The sequence below is a fragment of the Sphingomonas jejuensis genome (genome assembly GCF_011927695.1).
In the GTDB taxonomy this organism is placed as follows: Bacteria; Pseudomonadota; Alphaproteobacteria; order Sphingomonadales; family Sphingomonadaceae; genus Sphingomonas_K; species Sphingomonas_K jejuensis.
The window spans coordinates 186,772-203,379 of sequence record NZ_JAATJE010000002.1 but is presented as its reverse complement, the minus strand read 5'-3'; the positions used below and the strand labels follow the sequence as shown (position 1 = coordinate 203,379).

General features: G+C 68.2%; 16 protein-coding genes and 1 tRNA gene. 7 read left to right on the top strand and 10 right to left on the bottom strand.

Annotated elements, in window-relative coordinates:
• Positions 1-21: 21 nt before the first annotated feature.
• The gene (locus tag GGR88_RS10440; RefSeq protein ID WP_167954695.1) at positions 22-513 is read right to left on the bottom strand and encodes a fasciclin domain-containing protein; all 492 of its coding nucleotides are present in this window, start codon (positions 511-513) and stop codon (positions 22-24) included.
• A gap of 86 nt (positions 514-599) precedes the next feature.
• Positions 600-1,925 carry a dihydroorotase gene (locus GGR88_RS10435; protein ID WP_167954693.1) on the bottom strand — a complete coding sequence of 442 codons (1,326 nt, stop codon included), beginning with the start codon at positions 1,923-1,925 and terminating at the stop codon, positions 600-602.
• 48 nt (positions 1,926-1,973) lie between these two features.
• Here GGR88_RS10435 and ygfZ point away from each other — a divergent pair, with 48 nt between their 5' ends.
• Positions 1,974-2,696, top strand: a complete 723-nt coding sequence (ygfZ, locus tag GGR88_RS10430; protein ID WP_167954691.1) for a CAF17-like 4Fe-4S cluster assembly/insertion protein YgfZ — start codon at positions 1,974-1,976, stop codon at positions 2,694-2,696.
• Here the strand turns inward: ygfZ and GGR88_RS10425 are convergent.
• From GGR88_RS10425 to GGR88_RS10415, 3 genes are all read right to left on the bottom strand, one after another.
• Entirely contained in the window at positions 2,693-3,877 is a 1,185-nt protein-coding gene (locus GGR88_RS10425; RefSeq protein WP_167954689.1) for a trypsin-like serine protease, read from the bottom strand. The two genes, ygfZ and GGR88_RS10425, sit on opposite strands and share 4 nt — an antisense overlap.
• A 183-nt stretch (positions 3,878-4,060) precedes the next feature.
• Entirely contained in the window at positions 4,061-6,736 is a 2,676-nt protein-coding gene (gene acnA / locus GGR88_RS10420; RefSeq protein WP_167954678.1) for an aconitate hydratase AcnA, read from the bottom strand.
• A gap of 134 nt (positions 6,737-6,870) precedes the next feature.
• Entirely contained in the window at positions 6,871-7,839 is a 969-nt protein-coding gene (locus GGR88_RS10415) for a peptidylprolyl isomerase (RefSeq protein ID WP_167954676.1), read from the bottom strand.
• A gap of 81 nt (positions 7,840-7,920) precedes the next feature.
• Between GGR88_RS10415 and GGR88_RS10410 the strand changes: the two genes are divergently transcribed.
• A tRNA-Ser gene (locus GGR88_RS10410) sits at positions 7,921-8,011 on the top strand.
• Positions 8,012-8,015: 4 nt separating this feature from the next.
• On the opposite strand, the gene GGR88_RS15070 is transcribed toward GGR88_RS10410, so the two are convergent.
• Positions 8,016-8,606, bottom strand: coding sequence for a PEPxxWA-CTERM sorting domain-containing protein (locus GGR88_RS15070; RefSeq protein WP_209023371.1), 591 nt, complete (start codon positions 8,604-8,606; stop codon positions 8,016-8,018).
• 237 nt (positions 8,607-8,843) lie between these two features.
• Between GGR88_RS15070 and GGR88_RS10400 the strand changes: the two genes are divergently transcribed.
• Positions 8,844-10,124 (top strand): MFS transporter, encoded by a 1,281-nt coding sequence (locus GGR88_RS10400; RefSeq protein WP_167954674.1) that lies wholly within the window; start codon positions 8,844-8,846, stop codon positions 10,122-10,124.
• Between the two features lie 37 nt (positions 10,125-10,161).
• Here the strand turns inward: GGR88_RS10400 and GGR88_RS10395 are convergent, their stop codons facing one another.
• Entirely contained in the window at positions 10,162-10,731 is a 570-nt protein-coding gene (locus GGR88_RS10395) for a TetR/AcrR family transcriptional regulator (RefSeq protein ID WP_342449777.1), read from the bottom strand.
• Between the two features lie 96 nt (positions 10,732-10,827).
• On the opposite strand from GGR88_RS10395, the gene bdcA reads away from it, so the two are divergent.
• From bdcA to GGR88_RS10380, 3 genes are all read left to right on the top strand, one after another.
• Positions 10,828-11,541, top strand: coding sequence for an SDR family oxidoreductase (bdcA, locus tag GGR88_RS10390; protein ID WP_167954670.1), 714 nt, complete (start codon positions 10,828-10,830; stop codon positions 11,539-11,541).
• Positions 11,542-11,909: 368 nt separating this feature from the next.
• Positions 11,910-12,866: an AraC family transcriptional regulator gene (locus tag GGR88_RS10385; protein ID WP_245196818.1), complete on the top strand. Its 957-nt coding sequence runs from the start codon at positions 11,910-11,912 to the stop codon at positions 12,864-12,866.
• A 148-nt stretch (positions 12,867-13,014) separates the two neighbouring features.
• Positions 13,015-13,986, top strand: a complete 972-nt coding sequence (locus GGR88_RS10380; protein ID WP_167954668.1) for an SDR family oxidoreductase — start codon at positions 13,015-13,017, stop codon at positions 13,984-13,986.
• A 14-nt stretch (positions 13,987-14,000) separates the two neighbouring features.
• Here the strand turns inward: GGR88_RS10380 and GGR88_RS10375 are convergent, their stop codons facing one another.
• From GGR88_RS10375 to nusB, 3 genes are read right to left on the bottom strand one after another with little or no spacing between them, the layout of a single operon-like run.
• Entirely contained in the window at positions 14,001-15,083 is a 1,083-nt protein-coding gene (locus tag GGR88_RS10375) for a DHH family phosphoesterase (protein ID WP_167954666.1), read from the bottom strand.
• A gap of 58 nt (positions 15,084-15,141) precedes the next feature.
• Positions 15,142-15,342, bottom strand: a complete 201-nt coding sequence (locus tag GGR88_RS10370; protein WP_167954664.1) for a DUF4169 family protein — start codon at positions 15,340-15,342, stop codon at positions 15,142-15,144.
• Entirely contained in the window at positions 15,342-15,788 is a 447-nt protein-coding gene (gene nusB, locus GGR88_RS10365) for a transcription antitermination factor NusB (RefSeq protein WP_167954662.1), read from the bottom strand. The genes GGR88_RS10370 and nusB overlap by 1 nt, the downstream gene beginning before the upstream one ends.
• 179 nt (positions 15,789-15,967) lie before the next feature.
• Between nusB and GGR88_RS10360 the strand changes: the two genes are divergently transcribed.
• Positions 15,968-16,606 (top strand): DUF2490 domain-containing protein, encoded by a 639-nt coding sequence (locus GGR88_RS10360; RefSeq protein WP_167954660.1) that lies wholly within the window; start codon positions 15,968-15,970, stop codon positions 16,604-16,606.
• Positions 16,607-16,608: the final 2 nt, after the last annotated feature.

The following is a 16,608-nucleotide window of genomic DNA, read 5'->3' as shown; positions in this document are numbered from 1 at the left end:
TCCCCTTATTCAAACCAAATGTTATTTCGACAGAACGCGATTGATGCCGTGAACGACGCCGTTGTCGGCTCGCAGGTCGGCCCGCACCACCATCGCGCGCGCGCCGGACGGGTCGGTGACGGAAATGGTGCCATTGTTGTTGGTGATCGTCAGCGTCTCACCGGCCAGGGTCCGCACCTGCGTCGTGCCGGCGGGGATGTCCGTCGACAGATAGGAACGCGGCACGACGTGCAGGCGGAGTGTGTCAGCCAGCCGGGTTCGATCTGCCTTCAGCGCGTCCAGATCATCGACGGCAAGGAAAGCGGCATCGATTGGGGCGAAAACGGTCAGGCCATCGGTCGTCGCCAATGTCTCCGCAAGACCGGCTGCCATCGCCGCGTCGAGCAGACTGCCATACTGGCCGGCCGCGCTCGCCACTTCAACGACATCCACGGTCGAGGGCGTCATGTCGCCTTGCGCGAGGGCAGGTGACGCCACTGCGAGCAGCGTGGCGGCAAGCAGAGGACGAACCATCTATAATCTCCCAGTTGCGAGCGGAAATCGGATCTATCCGGCGGCAGGGTGATTAACGTGGATCAATAAAAGCTGTTCCCACTGGCTCAGCGAAGGAGGAAAGGTTCGAACCGAACGGTCTCTCCCGCGGCCGCCTCGCCGAGCTGCCCATCCCACATGGCGACGTGGCCACGCACGATCGTGCCGAGCGGCTTTCCGGTCATCTCGTCGCCCTCGAACGGCGACCAGCCGGCGCGGGTAGCCTGTTCTTCGCGCGTCACGGTCCAGCGCGCCTTCAGGTCCACCACCGTGAAGTCCGCATCATATCCGACCGCGATCCGCCCCTTGCCGTTGATCCCGAAGACGCGCTGCGGCCCTGCGCTGGTCAGCTCGATCAGGCGCTGCAGCGTCAACCGGCCGGCGGCGACGTGGGTGAGCATGAGCGGCAGCAGCGTCTGCACGCCGGGCATCCCGCTCGGACTGGCGGGGTAGGTCTTCGCCTTTTCCTCAAGCGTGTGGGGGGCATGATCGGATCCGATCACGTCCGGGATGCCCTGCGACAGCCAGCGCCACAGCCCGTCACGATGCGCGCCGGAGCGGATCGGCGGGTTCATCTGCGCGTGCGTGCCGAGGCGCGGATAGGCCTCCTCTCCGGCCAGCGTCAGGTGCTGGGGCGTCACCTCCGCCGTTGCGATGTCGCGGTGCTCCGCGATCAGCGCGAGTTCGGCCGGGGTCGTAATGTGGAGGACATGGACCGGACGCCCAGCCGCGCGCGCCAGGGACAGGATGCGGCGGGTCGCGATCATCGCGCTTTCGTCGTCGCGCCAGACCGGATGGCTGGACGGATCGCCCTCGACGCGCTCGCCCTGACGGGCGATCATCCGCCCCTCGTCCTCGGCATGGATGGCGCAGCGCCGACGACCGCTGGCCAGTACGCGCGCGAGATCGCGGTCGCCATCGATCAGAAGGTTGCCGGTCGACGATCCCATGAAGATCTTGACGCCTGCGGCGCCGGGCAACCGCTCCAGCTCGCCCAGCTGCTCGGCGTTTCCGGCCGTTGCTCCGACATAGAAGGCGTGGTCGCACCACATGCGGTGGCGGGCGCGCGCGACCTTGTCGGCGAGCGCGTCCGCGCTGTCGGTGTTGGGATTGGTGTTCGGCATCTCGAACACGGCGGTGACGCCGCCCAGCACGGCGGCTCGGCTGCCGCTTTCCAGGTCCTCCTTGTGGACCAGGCCGGGCTCGCGGAAATGGACCTGGCTGTCGATCACCCCGGGCAGGATGTCGAGGCCGGTGCAATCGATGGTGCGCCCGGCATCGCCCGCGTCTCCGATGGCGGCGATGCGCCCGTCGCGCACGCCGACCGGGGCCTGCACGGGACCGCCCGGCGTATGGACGGTGCCGCCGGTCAGGATCAGGTCGAAGGTCGCCATGGTGCTCGCTCGCTTGGGGATCGGTGCCGCCGTTCCTACCTTCGGGCGATGACCGGCACCACCCTCACCGACCGCGCGCTGATCCGCGTCTCCGGCGCAGAAGCGCATGACTTCCTGCAGGGCCTCGTGACGCAGGACGTGCCGCGCGACGGCGACGGGCCGCGGTGGGGCGGGCTGCTGACGCCACAGGGCAAGGTCCTGTTCGACTTCATCCTCTGGCCGGACGGCGAGGATGTGCTGATCGATTGCGAGGCCGCGCGCGCGGACGCGCTGATCCGCAGGCTGTCGATGTACCGGTTGCGCCGCCCGGTGACGATCGCGGCCGAGCCGACCCTAGCGGTGCATTGGGCGGTTGGTGGAGACGCGGGCGTGCCTGACCCGCGCTTGCCGGCCCTGGGGCGGCGCTGGCTGGCCCCGGCGGGCGCGGCGGCATTGGGATGGGACGCGCACCGGCTGTCGCTGGGCGTGACGGAGGGCGTGGCGGAGCTTGGCGACGGCACCACGCTGTGGCTGGAATGCAATGCGCGCGAGCTGAACGGCGTCAGCTTCACCAAGGGCTGCTATGTCGGGCAGGAGAACACCGCCCGGATGCACCACCGGTCGAAGGTCAACCGGCGGCTGCTGGTGCGGCCGATGGCGGAGGTCGGCGACGCGGCCCGCGTCACCGATCCCGAACGCGGCCTCGCCGTGGTCCATGCCCGGCTGGAGGCCGTTCCGCCGTCGGCGCTGCCCGGGTGGGTCACGCCGACGACGGAGGGTGACGAGGCTTAGGCGAGCACCCGCTTTTCGCGGCGGCGCATGCCGAAGCCGACCATGCCGAAGCCGGCGATCATCATCGCCCAGGTCGACGGTTCCGGCACCGCGCCGATCGCCTGGAAGGTGCCCGCACCCGTGCGGTAGCTGTCCAGCCAGCCGGCGAAGAAGCTGACGCGGGTGTCGCCGCTCAGCTCGCCAAAGCTGCTGTTGGTGCAGGCGTTGGTCTCCAGGCTGAACGACTGGTCGACGCTGGTCGGATCGCCGCAGTTGACGGACAGCGGCTCGAACGCATTGCCGGTGATGCCGAACGACGTGATGCCGGCGATCTTGCCGTTGATGAAGGTCGGACCACCCGAATCACCCGGCGAGGAGTTCACGTCGCGCACCTGGCCACCCACGACGACACCGCGCTGCGGCGCGAGGCCGAGGCGACCGAACAGATCCTCCTGCGCGGTGCCACTGTCGAAGTCGAAGGTCAGGATGCTGCCGACCGGCGCGCCAAAGGCATCGGTGATGCCGTCGTCGGACCCGGTGAACAGATCCCAGGTATATTCGTAGATGTTGCTGCCAGAGCGCTTCTCGCCATCGAAGTCGAAGGGCGCCGGGAAGGTGCCGATCGCGCCGACGCCGACGGTGCCGGTGCCGACCTTGGTGTGGACCACGTTCAGCTCGTCCTGCGTGGTCGCGATGTCGTAGACCTCGAGCCCGGTGGCGACGCGGCTGAGCTGGATCACGGCGATGTCGTTGCCGCCGAGCACGCCGATGGAATCGTCATAGCCCGGGTGAATGGCAAAGCCGCTGGCGCCGTAAACGGTGCGGCCGGTGCCGCCGACATAGTCGGGCGTGTAGAAGCCGATCGATCCGATATCCGTGCCGGCGAGGCAGTGTGCCGCGGTGACGACGATGCTGCTGGTGATCAGCGCGCCCGTGCACAGCGAGCCGCTGCCCGTGCTGCCGACCGCCTGGATGAACAGGCCACCGACGCCGGTGTAGCGGTTGCCGGGGACGATGGACGTCGAGTTGTAGAGATCGCCCTGGCGGACGGTGGTGATCAGCGGATTGACCTGGGACTCGATGCGGGCGCGATTGTCCTCGATCGAGAAGCCCGGGACGATGGATGTCGTCTGGGCGAGCGCCGGAGCGGCCAGACTGGAAACGGACGCGGCAAGCAGAGCCAACTTGAACGAACGGAACATGTAACCCCCTTTTCGACCCAGGGGGTGCGACCCCGTGTTCAAGGTCAGGTGCCGGAACGCACCAGAGCTGAACATCTATTCCCCTGGGTTAAAGGGATGTTCACCAGCTTTGTTAGGATGGTCAACCGCAAATGATTGTTTCGTCCCGGCAAAATGTGCCGGGACGCAACAAACATGCGACGATCAGCTCGCAAGCTTTCGAAGAACATAGGGCAGGATGCCGCCGTTCAGGAAATAGTCGAGCTCGTTGACGGTATCGATGCGGCAACGGGTGACAAAGGTCTCGCTGCTGCCATCGGCGCGGGTCAGCTTGACCTCCACCGACTGCCGCGGACGCAGGCCGGCGACATTGTCGATCGTGAAGGTTTCGCTGCCGTCCAGCTTCAGCGTCTTGCGGTCGAAGCCGTCGACGAACTGCAGCGGAAGCACGCCCATGCCGACCAGGTTGGAGCGGTGGATGCGCTCGAAGCTTTCGGCGATCACCGCACGCACGCCCAACAGGTTGGTCCCCTTGGCCGCCCAGTCGCGCGATGATCCGGTGCCATATTCCTTGCCGGCGACGATCACGAGCGGAGTGCCGTCCGCCTTGTGGCGCATGGCGGCGTCGTAGATCGGCATGGTCTCCCCACCGTAGGTGGTCATGCCGCCTTCCACGCCCGGCACCATCTCGTTCCGGATGCGGATGTTCGCGAAGGTGCCGCGCACCATGACATTGTCGTTACCGCGGCGCGCGCCGTAGCTGTTGAAGTCCTTGCGCTGGACCTGATGCTCCTGGAGCCACTTGCCGGCCGGGCTGTCCGCCTTGATCGAACCGGCCGGGCTGATGTGGTCGGTGGTGATGGAGTCGCCCAGGATCGCCAGCGGCTTGGCATCGACGATGTCGCCCACCGGCTTCGGCGTCATGTCCATGTCCTGGAAGTAGGGCGGGTTGGCGATGTAGGTGGAGCTGGTCGGCCAGCTGTAGGTGTCCGACCCCTCGACCTGGATCGCCCGCCACATCTCGTCGCCGGAAAACACGTTGGCGTAGCGGCTGCGGTACATCTCGCTGTCGATGTTGGCCTCGATCATGCCGCGCACCTCGGCATCGGTCGGCCACACGTCCTTCAGGTACACGGGCTCGCCATCGGAGCCGGTGCCGATCGGCTCACCGACCATGTCCTCCGTCACCGTGCCCTTCAGCGCATAGGCGACCACCAGCGGCGGCGAGGCCAGGAAGTTGGCGCGGACGTCGGCCGACACGCGGCCTTCGAAGTTGCGGTTGCCCGACAGCACGGAGACGGCGACCAGATCATTGTCGTTGATCGCCTTGCTGATCGGCGCGGGCAGCGGGCCCGAATTGCCGATGCAGGTCATGCAGCCATAGCCCGTCAGGTTGAACCCGAGCGCGTCGAAATCATCCTGCAGCCCGGCCTTTTCCAGATAGTCGGTGACGACCTGCGAGCCCGGCGACAGCGAGGTCTTGACCCAAGGCTTCGGCTTCAGGCCGCGCTCGCGTGCCTTGCGGGCGACCAGCCCGGCGGCGACCAGCACGGACGGGTTGGAGGTGTTGGTGCAGCTGGTGATCGCCGCGATCACCACGTCGCCGCTGCCGATGTCGTGGGACGCGCCCTCGACCGCGTGGCGCGCCGCCGGCTCCGCCGTGCGGAAGCTGCCGCCCATCTCCTTCGCGAACACCTCGTCCACGTCGGTCAGCAGCACGCGGTCCTGCGGCCGCTTCGGCCCCGCCAGCGACGGCTGCACGGTCGCCATGTCGAGCGACAGCGTGTCGGTGAACACGGGCTCGGCGGCATCGGCATGGCGCCACAGGCCCTGCGCCTTCGTGTAGGCTTCCACCAGGCGCAGCAGCGACTCCTCGCGGCCGGTCAGTCGCATATAGTCGATGGTCTTCTCGTCGACCGGGAAGAAGCCGCAGGTTGCGCCATATTCGGGCGCCATGTTGGCGATGGTCGCACGGTCGGCGAGCGACAGCGCGTCGAGGCCGGGGCCGTAGAATTCGACAAAGCGGCCGACCACGCCCTTGGCGCGCAGCATCTGCGTGACCGTGAGCACGAGGTCGGTGGCGGTGACGCCTTCCTTCAGCGCGCCGGTCAGCTTGAAGCCGACGACTTCCGGGATCAGCATGGACACCGGCTGGCCGAGCATGGCGGCCTCCGCCTCGATACCGCCGACGCCCCAGCCGAGCACGCCCAGGCCGTTGACCATGGTGGTGTGGCTGTCGGTGCCCACCAGCGTGTCGGGATAGGCGACGGTCGCGCCGTCCGGATCCTCGGACGACCACACGGTGCGGGCGATGTTCTCCAGGTTGACCTGGTGGCAGATGCCGGTGCCAGGCGGCACCACCTTGAAGTTGTCGAGCGCCTTGGAGCCCCACTTCAGGAACTCATAGCGCTCGCCATTGCGCTGATATTCGAGCTCGACATTGTCGCGGAAGGCCTGGGGCGTGCCGAACTCGTCCACCATGACCGAGTGGTCGATGACGAGGTGGACGGGGACCAGCGGGTTGATCTTCTGCGCGTCGCCGCCGAGCGCGCCCATCGCGTCACGCATCGCGGCGAGGTCCACCACGCAGGGGACGCCTGTGAAATCCTGCATCAGGACGCGGGCCGGGCGATACTGGATCTCGCGGTTGGAGGTGCGCTCCCCCTGCCAGTCGACCACCGCCTGCAGGTCGTCGCGGGTGACGGTCTTGCCGTCTTCGAAGCGCAGGAGGTTTTCCAGCAGCACCTTCATGGAAAAGGGCAGGCGCGACACGTCGCCCAGCTGCGCCGCTGCCTTCTCCAGCGAATAATAGTGGATGGTCTGACCATCCACGTCGAGCTGGCTACGGGTCGAAAGGCTGTCCTGACCGACGGCTGTCATGCGCGGGCTCCTAAGGCTCTTGGGCGCGCGGACAAGGGAGGCCTGGCGCCTGAAGGATCGGGGTTCCCGGCCGCCTTAGCAACTGCCGCCCGGCAGGGGAAAGACCCTATGGCTGCAATCGACTCGCAAACGCGTCAGGGGGCGGCGCGGACCGGAACGGGCACGTTGCAGATGTCGGCGCCGCCCGCCGGGCGAATGAAGAAGGGCGGTTCCCGGTTCTGGCGCGCCGCGATGAAGCGCGTCATCGTCGCTCCGCCCTCCGCGAGATACTGGAGCCGCGGCCGGTCGGCGGCGGGCAGGTCGCTCCCCAACCGGATCGAGCGGATCGCCACCCGCTCCTCCGGCCGCTCGTAGAAGCCGAGCGCGCCCGTGCCGCGCGGCAGCGACGACAGATGCTCGATCCCCTCGATCACGCGGCCGACCACCGCGATGTTGCGATCGAGGTGTCGCGGCGCATGGCCGATCACGGCGTAAAGCTCGGCCCCATAACCGGTATCGGGAGACAGGTTGCGGCCGACCCCCACCGCGCCATAGCAATGGAGCGGCCAGGTGTCCGGACTGCCATAGCCCTCGTTCCCGACCGGAAATCCGCCCACGAAGCCCACGCCCCCGCGCGCATACGGGTCGACCTCCAGCCCACCGTCCGCACGGCGGAGCGCCGTGATCGGCGGAGTCAGTGTGTGTTCGACATGGCCGGCAACCACGCTGTCCTGCTGGTCCAGCTGCGTCGTGTAGCCGGCCTCCGTCCCGGTCAGCAGCCCATCCGGCAGCGGCTTTGCCTCCGTCGCGTCGCCCCACTGCGCGACATAGTTGTCCTGCACGCGATTGACGCTGGTGCCGTCCCACCAGCGGGCGCGGGCCAGCGTGCGGATGTTGGCGACCCAGGGCGCCGAAAAGGGCGGCGGCACGAGCTGGATGACGATCCGGCGCGGGCGCCCGGTGGCGGCGGGTGCGAGCTCCATCACCAGCAGATCGTTGGGCGTGATGTCGACCCATTCGGCAGCCGGTGCCTCCGCCGCGATCTGCGACGGGGACTGCGGCGAGGGTGCGGGGCCGGGCGAAGGCGCGGCAGCCTGCAGCGCGGCGAGGAGAAGGGCGAGCATGGTGCGAGGCTGCCAGCGCGCCGACCCGGCCGCAAGCCCGCTTGCCCCCGCCGCCGCCAGCCGCTAGGCGGCTCGCTCCGCGGAACGGTGGCCGAGTGGTCGAAGGCGCACGCCTGGAAAGTGTGTAGGGGTTAACAGCTCCTCGAGGGTTCGAATCCCTCCCGTTCCGCCAAAACTCAGAAAAGTTGCTTCCGCGAAGCTGTCCGGGCCGCACGCCGCGACGAGAGGCCGACAAGCCCGAAACCGGCGATCATCATCGCCCATGTTGCGGGCTCGGGAATGCCGGGAGAGGCCGACGTTAAACCGGTTCTACCCGAGTAGTCAGAAGGCAGCAGCGTGGCTGTAAGCGTAGCCCTACCTGCGCGATAGGTGTAGATGCCCCCTCGCGGATTTGAGTCGAAAAGTACGAAATTCGAACTTGCGCCGCTTAGGGAACTGACCTGCCCCGATAGCAGAAGACTAAAGTCTCCGGACAGCGTGAAATCGCCATCTATCTGGTAGCCGCCCCGCCTGATCTCACTCGCAAAGCTGGCGTTCATGCCTCCCGCCGAAACATAGGTGCCGTTGAAGACCTGAAGTCCAGGCTCCAATTCAGTATCCAAAACTGCGCTGGCGGTGGTGAAGACGTTTGTGCGATTGATAGAGCTACTCGGTGACGTGACATCGTAGCCTGACGTAACCGCTTCGATCTGGAACAACACGTAAGCTGCATTTGCCGGAACGGCTGACACCGCAAATGCGGCAACGGCTGCCGAAATGAATCGCATCTCAAAAACTCCCCTGATCAGGGAACTGTGACGTCATGCCGCCGATCTGAATACCGCTTATTCTGCAGCATGGGAGCGGCGCTCTCCTGCGTCGCGATACAGCTCGTAGGCGGTAGTCGCGCGCTGTGCCGGCGCTTCCGCGGCCGGAGGAAGCTGGGCGGTACCTCCCGCTTTCTCGTGCGGCTGGTCCATTCCGCGCTTCGGAACGGCGGACGGCTGTTCTAAGCCGCGGGGCAGATGGCGTTCCCGGCTCGATCAGGTCCCGCAGTGTCGCGGCGCTCGCTTGCGATCGCGGCGCTGTCGACCGTGGTCGAATGGTATGACTTCACGCTCTACCTCTACATGGCGACGATCCTCGCCCGCGTTTTCTTCAGCGGCGATGCGGGGTCGCTTGCAACCACACTTGCCGGCTTCGCCGTCGCCTATCTGATGCGCCCGCTGGGTGCGGTCGCGTTCGGCCATGTCGGCGACCGTTTTGGCCGGCGCGTCACCATGATGGTGTCGATGGCGATGATGACGGCGGCCATGCTCGCGACCGCGCTGCTGCCGACCGCGGCACAGATCGGGCCGGCCGCGGGCTGGGCGCTGCTTGCGCTGCGCTGCGTGATGTCGTTCTCCGTTGGCGGCGAGTATACGGGCGTGGTCGCCTACCTGCTGGAGGGCGCCCGGCCCGACCGGCGGGGGCTGGTGACGTCGCTGGCCGCCGCCGCGAGCGAGGTGGGCGCGTTGCTCGCGGCAGGTGTCGCCGCGGTGACGGTGGCCTTTCTGGATGCGGCGGCGCTCGACAGCTGGGGGTGGCGCATCCCGTTCTTCGTCGGCGCCTTCCTTGCCGGCTCCGTCTGGGTGGCGCGGTCCTGGATGGACGAGTCGCCCGACTTCGTGCGGCAGCGCGCGGAGGGCACGGTGCCGCAGTCTCCGCTCCGGGCGACGATCCGCCAGCATCGGCCCGCGATCGCCCGCGGCTTCGCCATCTCGGCCCTGGGCTCGATCACCTATTATGTCGGGATCACCTATGTGCCGGCCTATCTCTCCTCCGTTGGCCGATCGGACGAGGCGGGGGCGCTGTGGCTGTCCACCCTTGCCGCGCTGACCGTGATCCTGGTCACGCCGGGGATCGGCCTGCTGGCGGACCGCATCGGTCGGCGCCCGGTGCTGCTCCTGCTGGCGGGGGCGAGCGCCGTGCTGCCCATGGCGATGTTCGCGCTGATGGCGGACGGGCCATGGTGGCGCGCGATCGTCGGGGCGGTGGTGCTCGCCGGTGTCGGGGGCGGGGTAAGTGCGGTGGGCGCGGTCGCCACGGCCGAGCAGTTCCCGGGGGAGGGCCGCCTGAGCGGGTTGGCGCTGGGCGCGACCACAGCCACTGCCGTTTTCGGCGGGCTGACCCCGCTCATCGCGGAGCGGCTGATTGCGCACACGGGCTGGCCGCTGGTGCCGGGAGCGATGATCGCGGCGGTCGCACTGTGCGTGCTTCCTGTCTTCCTGGCCATGGCGGAAACACGACCGCCGCGGGAGCGCTGACCCGGGCGCCCTGCGCCGTCCCGGCCGGCGCAGATCATCATTCTTCGAGCGCGCGCGTCAGTCCCAGCGCGGCGATGCGCGCGGAAGCGAGCAGCTGGTCGACATCCTGCCCCGTTCGCGCGCGGGCGGAGAGGCCGGCCATGGTGGTGGTGACATAGTCGGCTACGGCCGCGGCCTGGTCCGGGTGCCGGGCGGCAATGAAGCCACGGATCATGGCGTCGGCCGCCTGCCAGCGCCCATGCGCACAATCGCGCGCGTCGGCATCGGTGCACCGCACGCCCTCGAGCACGAGGCAGCCGGTCGCACGGGCGTCGGCGGCATAGCGACGCGCGGCCTCCTCCAGCAGATCGGCCAGGCAGGCGGCGACCGGCCGATCGGCCCGGAGGATGTCGTGGAGGGGGATGGCACCGTCACCGGTCCAACGATCGAGCACGCGCGAATAGAGGCCGGCCTTGCTGCCGAACGCCGCATAGAAGCTGGGCGGATTGATGCCGAGGGCGCCGGTCAGCTCCGACACGCTCACCGCGTCGAAGCCGCGTTCATGGAACAGCCGCTGCGCGGTCGCGACCGCTTCTTCCGGATCGAACCCGCGCGGTCGTCCGCGCACGCGCGGTATTTTTGTAGTCACCTTTAAGAAAACCCTTGATCAACGTGTGGGTGCATTTATGTAGCGCGCCCTACAGTTTTGCTCAAGGATGGCGACATGACAGGGTTCGAGGGGAAGCGCGTTCTGGTGCTTGGCGGCAGCCGCGGGATCGGCGCGGCGATCGTCAGGCGGTTCGCGGCGGAAGGCGCAGCAGTGACCTTCACCTTCTACGGATCGCCGGGGGCGGCCGAAGACGTGGCCGCAACCTCCGGCGCCACCGCGGTCCGGACCGACAGCGCCGACCGCGACGCGGTGATCGCCCGGGTGCGGGAAAGCGGGCCGCTGGACGTGCTGGTCGTCAATTCAGGCTATGCGATCTTCGGCGATGCGCTGGACCAGGCGCCGGATGCGATCGACCATCTGCTGCGGGTCAACGTGCATGCCCCCTACCATGCCGCGGTCGAGGCCGCCCGGCAGATGCCCGCGGGTGGGCGCATCATCATCATCGGATCCGTCAACGGCGACCGCATGCCGGTGCCTGGCATGGCCTCCTATGCGCTCAGCAAGTCCGCGTTGCAGGGGCTGGCGCGCGGGCTGGCGCGGGACCTGGGGCCGCGCGGGATCACCATCAACGTCGTCCAGCCGGGCCCGATCGATACGGACGCCAATCCCGAAGACGGGCCGATGCGGGACCTGATGCACGGCTTCATGGCGATCAAGCGTCACGGCCGCCCGGAGGAGGTCGCGGGAATGGTGGCGTGGCTTGCCGGGCCGGAAGCCGGGTTCGTCACCGGTGCCATGCACACCATCGATGGTGCGTTTGGCGCCTGACGATCCGCGCGCGGCCGCGGCCGCTTCGGCAGTCGTCATGCACAAGCTGCCATTGACGATCCGCGACGCCGTAGATGCTGGTGCTAACCGATCAGAAGTCGTCGTCTAGATACGACTATCTGACGCCTTTTGGATCCAGCGCGCTCGAACAAAAGACATCAGCGAAACAAGAGCGATGATCAGCATGTCGCTTATTCCTTCACGGTTCGGACTTTAGCTTCGATAGTGTCATGGCGTCGGGATCAGCACTTCACTGAGGTGCTTGACGGTCATGCCGTGACTAAATAGGGTTATGGTCCCGGCTTGGTTTTGCATCCTCAAGCTACAGGGACGCTCCGATGATCCGAATGCCGGAAAGCGCGAAAATCTTGCCTTTTTCTCCAGGAGCGCCCGCCGCGGCAGCCGAGGGGAGAGGCGGCACGCCGGCGGCGCTGCTGGACGCGGTCGGCGTGTTCCTGGAGCAGCGCGGCGGGGGCGAGGGACATTTTCAGACACCCATGGAGGGCGTGCACATGATGCGCCTGTTCCACGAGGTGCCGCCGGTGCGCCGGATGTACCGCCCGTCGCTGTGCGTGGTGCTGCGCGGCGCCAAGGAGATCCTGTTCGGCGAGACGACGCTGCGTTACGGCGAGATGGAGTGCCTGGTCGTCAGCGTCGAGGTGCCGGCTAGCGGGCGGATGATCGGGGCCTCGCCCGACACGCCCTATCTCGGCATGACCATCGAGTTCGACGTGGCGATGCTGCGCGAGGTTATACAGCAGCTGGCGAGCCCGCCCCTCACCGCTGCGACCGCTGAGGCCTGCGTGTTCGTCGGCCAGGTCGACGGTCCGCTGGCGGACTGCGTCACGCGGATCGCACGGATGGCATCGACGCCGGAGGCGGCGCAGGTGCTCTACCCATCCGTCATGCGCGAGATCTGCTATTGGCTGCTGACGGGCCCCCACGGTGCCGACATCGCGAAGCTTGCCGTGCCCGACACGCATACGGAACGCGTCGCCAACGCGATCTACTATCTGCGCGATCATTTCGCCCAGTCCATCCGGGTCGAACAGCTGGCGGAGGTGGCGCGGATGAGCCTGTCGTCCTTCCACCAGCATTTCCGCGCGATGACGTCGATGACGCCCGTGCAGTATCAAAAGCAGCTGCGGCTGCTGGAGGCACGTCGGCTGATGGTGGCGGACGCCGCCAACGTCTCCGAGGCGGCCTACCAGGTCGGGTACGAAAGTGCGTCGCAGTTCAGCCGGGAATATTCACGCGCGTTCGGCACCGCACCCAAGCGCGACGCGATGAACTTCAAGGCGCTGGTCGCGGCGGGAACACGGTAGGGGCGAGCCGCGCGGTCCGCTCAGACAAGCGGAGGGTGTGGAGGATCGGGCAAGTCTTCTGATCTTTCCGGCATGGCCTGCACGTGCCGATCGGCGGATCATCCCGACATCGCCGGGCTTCCCTCCGGCTCCTCGAAAGGGTCATCCCATGTCGCGTTGGACCGTTTCCGATATTCCGCCCCAGCAGGGCCGCACCGCTGTGGTCACCGGCGCCGGCGGGCTGGGCTTTGAAGATGCGCTGGCGCTGGCACGCGCCGGTGCCGATGTGATCGTCGCCAGCCGCGACCCGATGAAGGGCAGCGACGCCGTGGGCCGCATCCACGCGACGGTGCCGGGGGCCTCTGTGCGGTTCGAGCGCCTCGACCTGGCCGACCTGCGCTCCGTTCACATGTTCGCCGACCGGCTGGCCGAACGGCACGACAGGCTCGACCTGCTGATCAACAATGCGGGCGTGATGGTGCCGCCGGCCCGCTCCGTCACGGCGGATGGCTTCGAGCTGCAGATGGGCACCAACTATCTCGGTCACTTCGCGCTGACCGGCCGGCTTCTGCCGTTGCTGAAGCGGGCGCCGGCGGCCCGCGTCGTGTCGCTGTCCAGCATCGCGGCGCCGCAGGGCGCCATCGACTTCGACGACCTGAATGCGGAGAAGGGCTACAGGCCGATGCCGGTCTATGCGCAGTCGAAGCTCGCCTGCCTGATGTTCGCGTTCGAGCTGCAGCGCCGCAGCGCGGCCAATGGCTGGGGCGTCACCAGCATCGCCGCGCATCCGGGTGTCGCCAGGACGGATCTTCTCCACAACGGTCCGGGGCGCAGCAGCCTGCACGGGCTGGTGCGGTCGTTCCTGCCGTTCCTGTTCCAGCCGGTGGCGCAGGGTGCGCTGCCCACCTTGTTCGCCGCCACGGCGACGGACGCCGTGCCGGGCGGCTATTATGGTCCCGACCGCCTGGCCGAGACACGCGGTCATCCAACGGCAGCGAAGGTCCCGCCCCAGGCCCGAGACGAGGCGGTGGCGGAGCGGCTCTGGCGGGTGTCGGAGGCGATGACGGGCGTCATCTTCGACAAGGATGAAAGTGGCAGGCGAGCGGCGCCGAAGCTGGTGGGGATCACCGCCGCCGCCTGACGGGCGGGAAGCGCTCAGCCGCCGCCCGCATCCGCGATCCGCGCGGCGGGCAGGCCGAGGCCGGCGATGAAGCTGTTCCAGTCGTCAAGCGTCAGCGCGCCGCCGGTCGCCTGCGCATGGCCGTTGCCATACCGGCTGTCCGCTCCCGGCGGACGGTGCTCGGCGAGGAAGTTGATGAGATTGCGCCCGCTGGCGGAGCGGGCGGCGAAGTGCACCCAGCCGTCGCGATATCCGCGGTTGGCCGCCAGCACGATCTTGTCCTTCAGCCGGCCGCGCCATTGCTGCGCGATCAGCGGATGGATCTGGCACGGGGAATCGAGCGGGATCAGCGCGACGTCGCCGGCGATCATCGGTGCCACGCGCCGGCCCACCTCCATGGCGGCGCGCACTTCGGCCTTGGCGTTGCGCAGGGCATCGGCATCGGCATCGTCGCCCTTGGTGATGTGCTTGGGCCCGTCCCCGGCGAGCAGCAGGCGAAGCGCGGGTCCAGGGTCGGCGGCGGCAGTGCGGCGCGGCGCGTTCACCAGCGAGGTCGCGTCGCGCAGCGCCGTTTTCCCCCAGCGGGCCTGCGCGGCCGCCAGCTCCGGAAAGCCCCGGTCCTCCGCCATGTCGCCGATCAGGCCGATCGCCGCCAGCCAGAGAAGATCGTCCTGCTGGCCGAGCGCGCCGGCCGCCCACCAGGCCAGAAGCGCCGTGGTCGGCTCGGGGTCGAGGCCATTGCCGCTCAGGGTTATCGCGCCCTCGGGCGCGCCGGTCGGCACATGATGGTCGATGACGATCGTCGGACAGCCCGGCAGCACCGGCTCGGCCCGCGTGCCGAGGTCGGCCAGGATCAGTCCGCCGGGATCATGGGCCTGAAGGCGGGCGCGAACGGCATCGTCCCACGGCGTCTCGCCTTTGCCGGTGACGAGGGCAACAACCGTTCGCCCGGCCGCGCCAAGCGCGCGAACGAGGATCGCGGCGGCGCCCAGGCCGTCGGCATCGAAATGGCTCAGGACGACGACCGGACGGCCCTGATCCATCCGGTCGAGCGCGTCGGTCATGGTCTCCCGCGCGGCGGTGCGAAGGTCGGTTGCGTGGGCGAGGGCGCCGATCATGCCAGCCGAACGAAGCTGGGCTGCCGAGGCTCCCTCGGCCGGGACCCCGACTGGCAGGTCAGCCCTCGGCGTCCTTGCCCGCCCCGGGATCAAGCCTGGCGCCGTCCAGCAGCGCGTCTCGGCGCGCGGCGGCGGCCCGGTCGGCATCGATCTCCGCACGCGTGCGGCCATGGGCGACACGGTTGGCTGAGGCCTGGGTGGCATCGGCCTGCCGCCGCATTGCCTTTCGGGCGCGGCGCAGATTCACCACCTCTCCCATCAGCCGCGGACCTGCTTTGCCACGGCATCCATCAGGCCGTTGACGAAGCCCTTCTCCCGCTTGTCGTAGAAGGCATCCGCCACGTCGACATATTCGGAGATCACGGTCGCGGTGGGGACGTCGCGGCGGGCAAGCAGCTCATAGGTGCCGACACGCAGCAGCCCGCGCATGGGCTTGTCGAGCCGGCCGAGCGACCAGCCGGCGGCGAGCTTGCCTGCGATCAGGTCGTCGATCTCGGCGCGGCGCTTGAAGGTGCCGGACACCAGATCGTCGAAGAAATCGACCTCGGCATCGGCATAGTCCGCGCCCTCGATCGTCGCGCCCAGCCGGTGGTGGTGGAACTCGTGGAGAAGCGTGGGAAGGGGCGTACCCTCCATTTCCATCTGGTACATCGCCTGCACGGCGGCGAGCCGGGCGGCGGAGCGGGATTGGGATCGACTGGCCATCGCGCGCAGATAGGCAATCGATCCCGGCTTGTCGAAGGTGGAACGTCCGCCGGATGCACCGTGCTGTCGCCGCGCGCTTTGCACCGGTGGACACAAGGCCGTAGCTGGCGATCCTGCCTTTCGGCCATGGGAGATTGACGATCCGCTGCCGCCTCGCCTTGCCTGCGCTCTGCGCGCTCATGATGCTGCCTGTGCCGGCGGCGGCGTCGACCGACGAGCAGCTGTGGCTGAACGTCACCGTCCAGGGTCCGGTCGCGGGTCCGGTCGTGTATTTTGCGGAAATCCAGCCGCGGTTCGGCGACGGCATCAGCACGCTTGACCAGCGGCTGCTGCGCGGGGCGGCCGGGCTGCGCCTTTCGGACGCCGTCTCGGTGCACCAGGGTTATGCCCGGGTGGTGACGCCGCAGCCGACCGGGCCGGCGGACCGGGAGGATCGCAGCTTCCAGCAGGTGAGCTGGTCGATGGGCAGCATCGGGCGCGGGCGGCTGTCCTCCCGCTTTCGTCTGGAACAGCGCTGGCGTTCCGACGGCCGTGATACCGGCTGGCGCGCGCGCGGTCAGCTTCGGTTTGCGCATCCGCTGGACGCTGGCGAGGCGCCGGTCAGCGCGCTTGGCTGGGTGGAGGGGTTCTTCCACCTCAACGATACCGACTGGGGCACCCGCACCGGGTTCGACCGGGTGCGCAGCTTCGCCGGCGTCGAGCTGCCGATGTCGGGACGATCAACGATCGAGGCCGGTTATCTGAACCAGGTGGTCCGGTCGGGTGGCGACACGACGATGCAGCATGTCGCCGCACTGACGCTGATGCTGCGCCGGTGACG

Bases quoted from the DNA above. Each gene is read 5' to 3' on its own strand.
- GGR88_RS10440 (WP_167954695.1), bottom strand. From the start codon at position 513: ATGGTTCGTCCTCTGCTTGCCGCCACGCTGCTCGCAGTGGCGTCACCT.
- GGR88_RS10435 (WP_167954693.1), bottom strand. From the start codon at position 1,925: ATGGCGACCTTCGACCTGATCCTGACCGGCGGCACCGTCCATACGCCG.
- ygfZ (WP_167954691.1), top strand. From the start codon at position 1,974: ATGACCGGCACCACCCTCACCGACCGCGCGCTGATCCGCGTCTCCGGC.
- GGR88_RS10425 (WP_167954689.1), bottom strand. From the start codon at position 3,877: ATGTTCCGTTCGTTCAAGTTGGCTCTGCTTGCCGCGTCCGTTTCCAGT.
- acnA (WP_167954678.1), bottom strand. From the start codon at position 6,736: ATGACAGCCGTCGGTCAGGACAGCCTTTCGACCCGTAGCCAGCTCGAC.
- GGR88_RS10415 (WP_167954676.1), bottom strand. From the start codon at position 7,839: ATGCTCGCCCTTCTCCTCGCCGCGCTGCAGGCTGCCGCGCCTTCGCCC.
- GGR88_RS15070 (WP_209023371.1), bottom strand. From the start codon at position 8,606: ATGCGATTCATTTCGGCAGCCGTTGCCGCATTTGCGGTGTCAGCCGTT.
- GGR88_RS10400 (WP_167954674.1), top strand. From the start codon at position 8,844: ATGGCGTTCCCGGCTCGATCAGGTCCCGCAGTGTCGCGGCGCTCGCTT.
- bdcA (WP_167954670.1), top strand. From the start codon at position 10,828: ATGACAGGGTTCGAGGGGAAGCGCGTTCTGGTGCTTGGCGGCAGCCGC.
- GGR88_RS10380 (WP_167954668.1), top strand. From the start codon at position 13,015: ATGTCGCGTTGGACCGTTTCCGATATTCCGCCCCAGCAGGGCCGCACC.
- GGR88_RS10375 (WP_167954666.1), bottom strand. From the start codon at position 15,083: ATGATCGGCGCCCTCGCCCACGCAACCGACCTTCGCACCGCCGCGCGG.
- GGR88_RS10370 (WP_167954664.1), bottom strand. From the start codon at position 15,342: ATGGGAGAGGTGGTGAATCTGCGCCGCGCCCGAAAGGCAATGCGGCGG.
- nusB (WP_167954662.1), bottom strand. From the start codon at position 15,788: ATGGCCAGTCGATCCCAATCCCGCTCCGCCGCCCGGCTCGCCGCCGTG.
- GGR88_RS10360 (WP_167954660.1), top strand. From the start codon at position 15,968: ATGATGCTGCCTGTGCCGGCGGCGGCGTCGACCGACGAGCAGCTGTGG.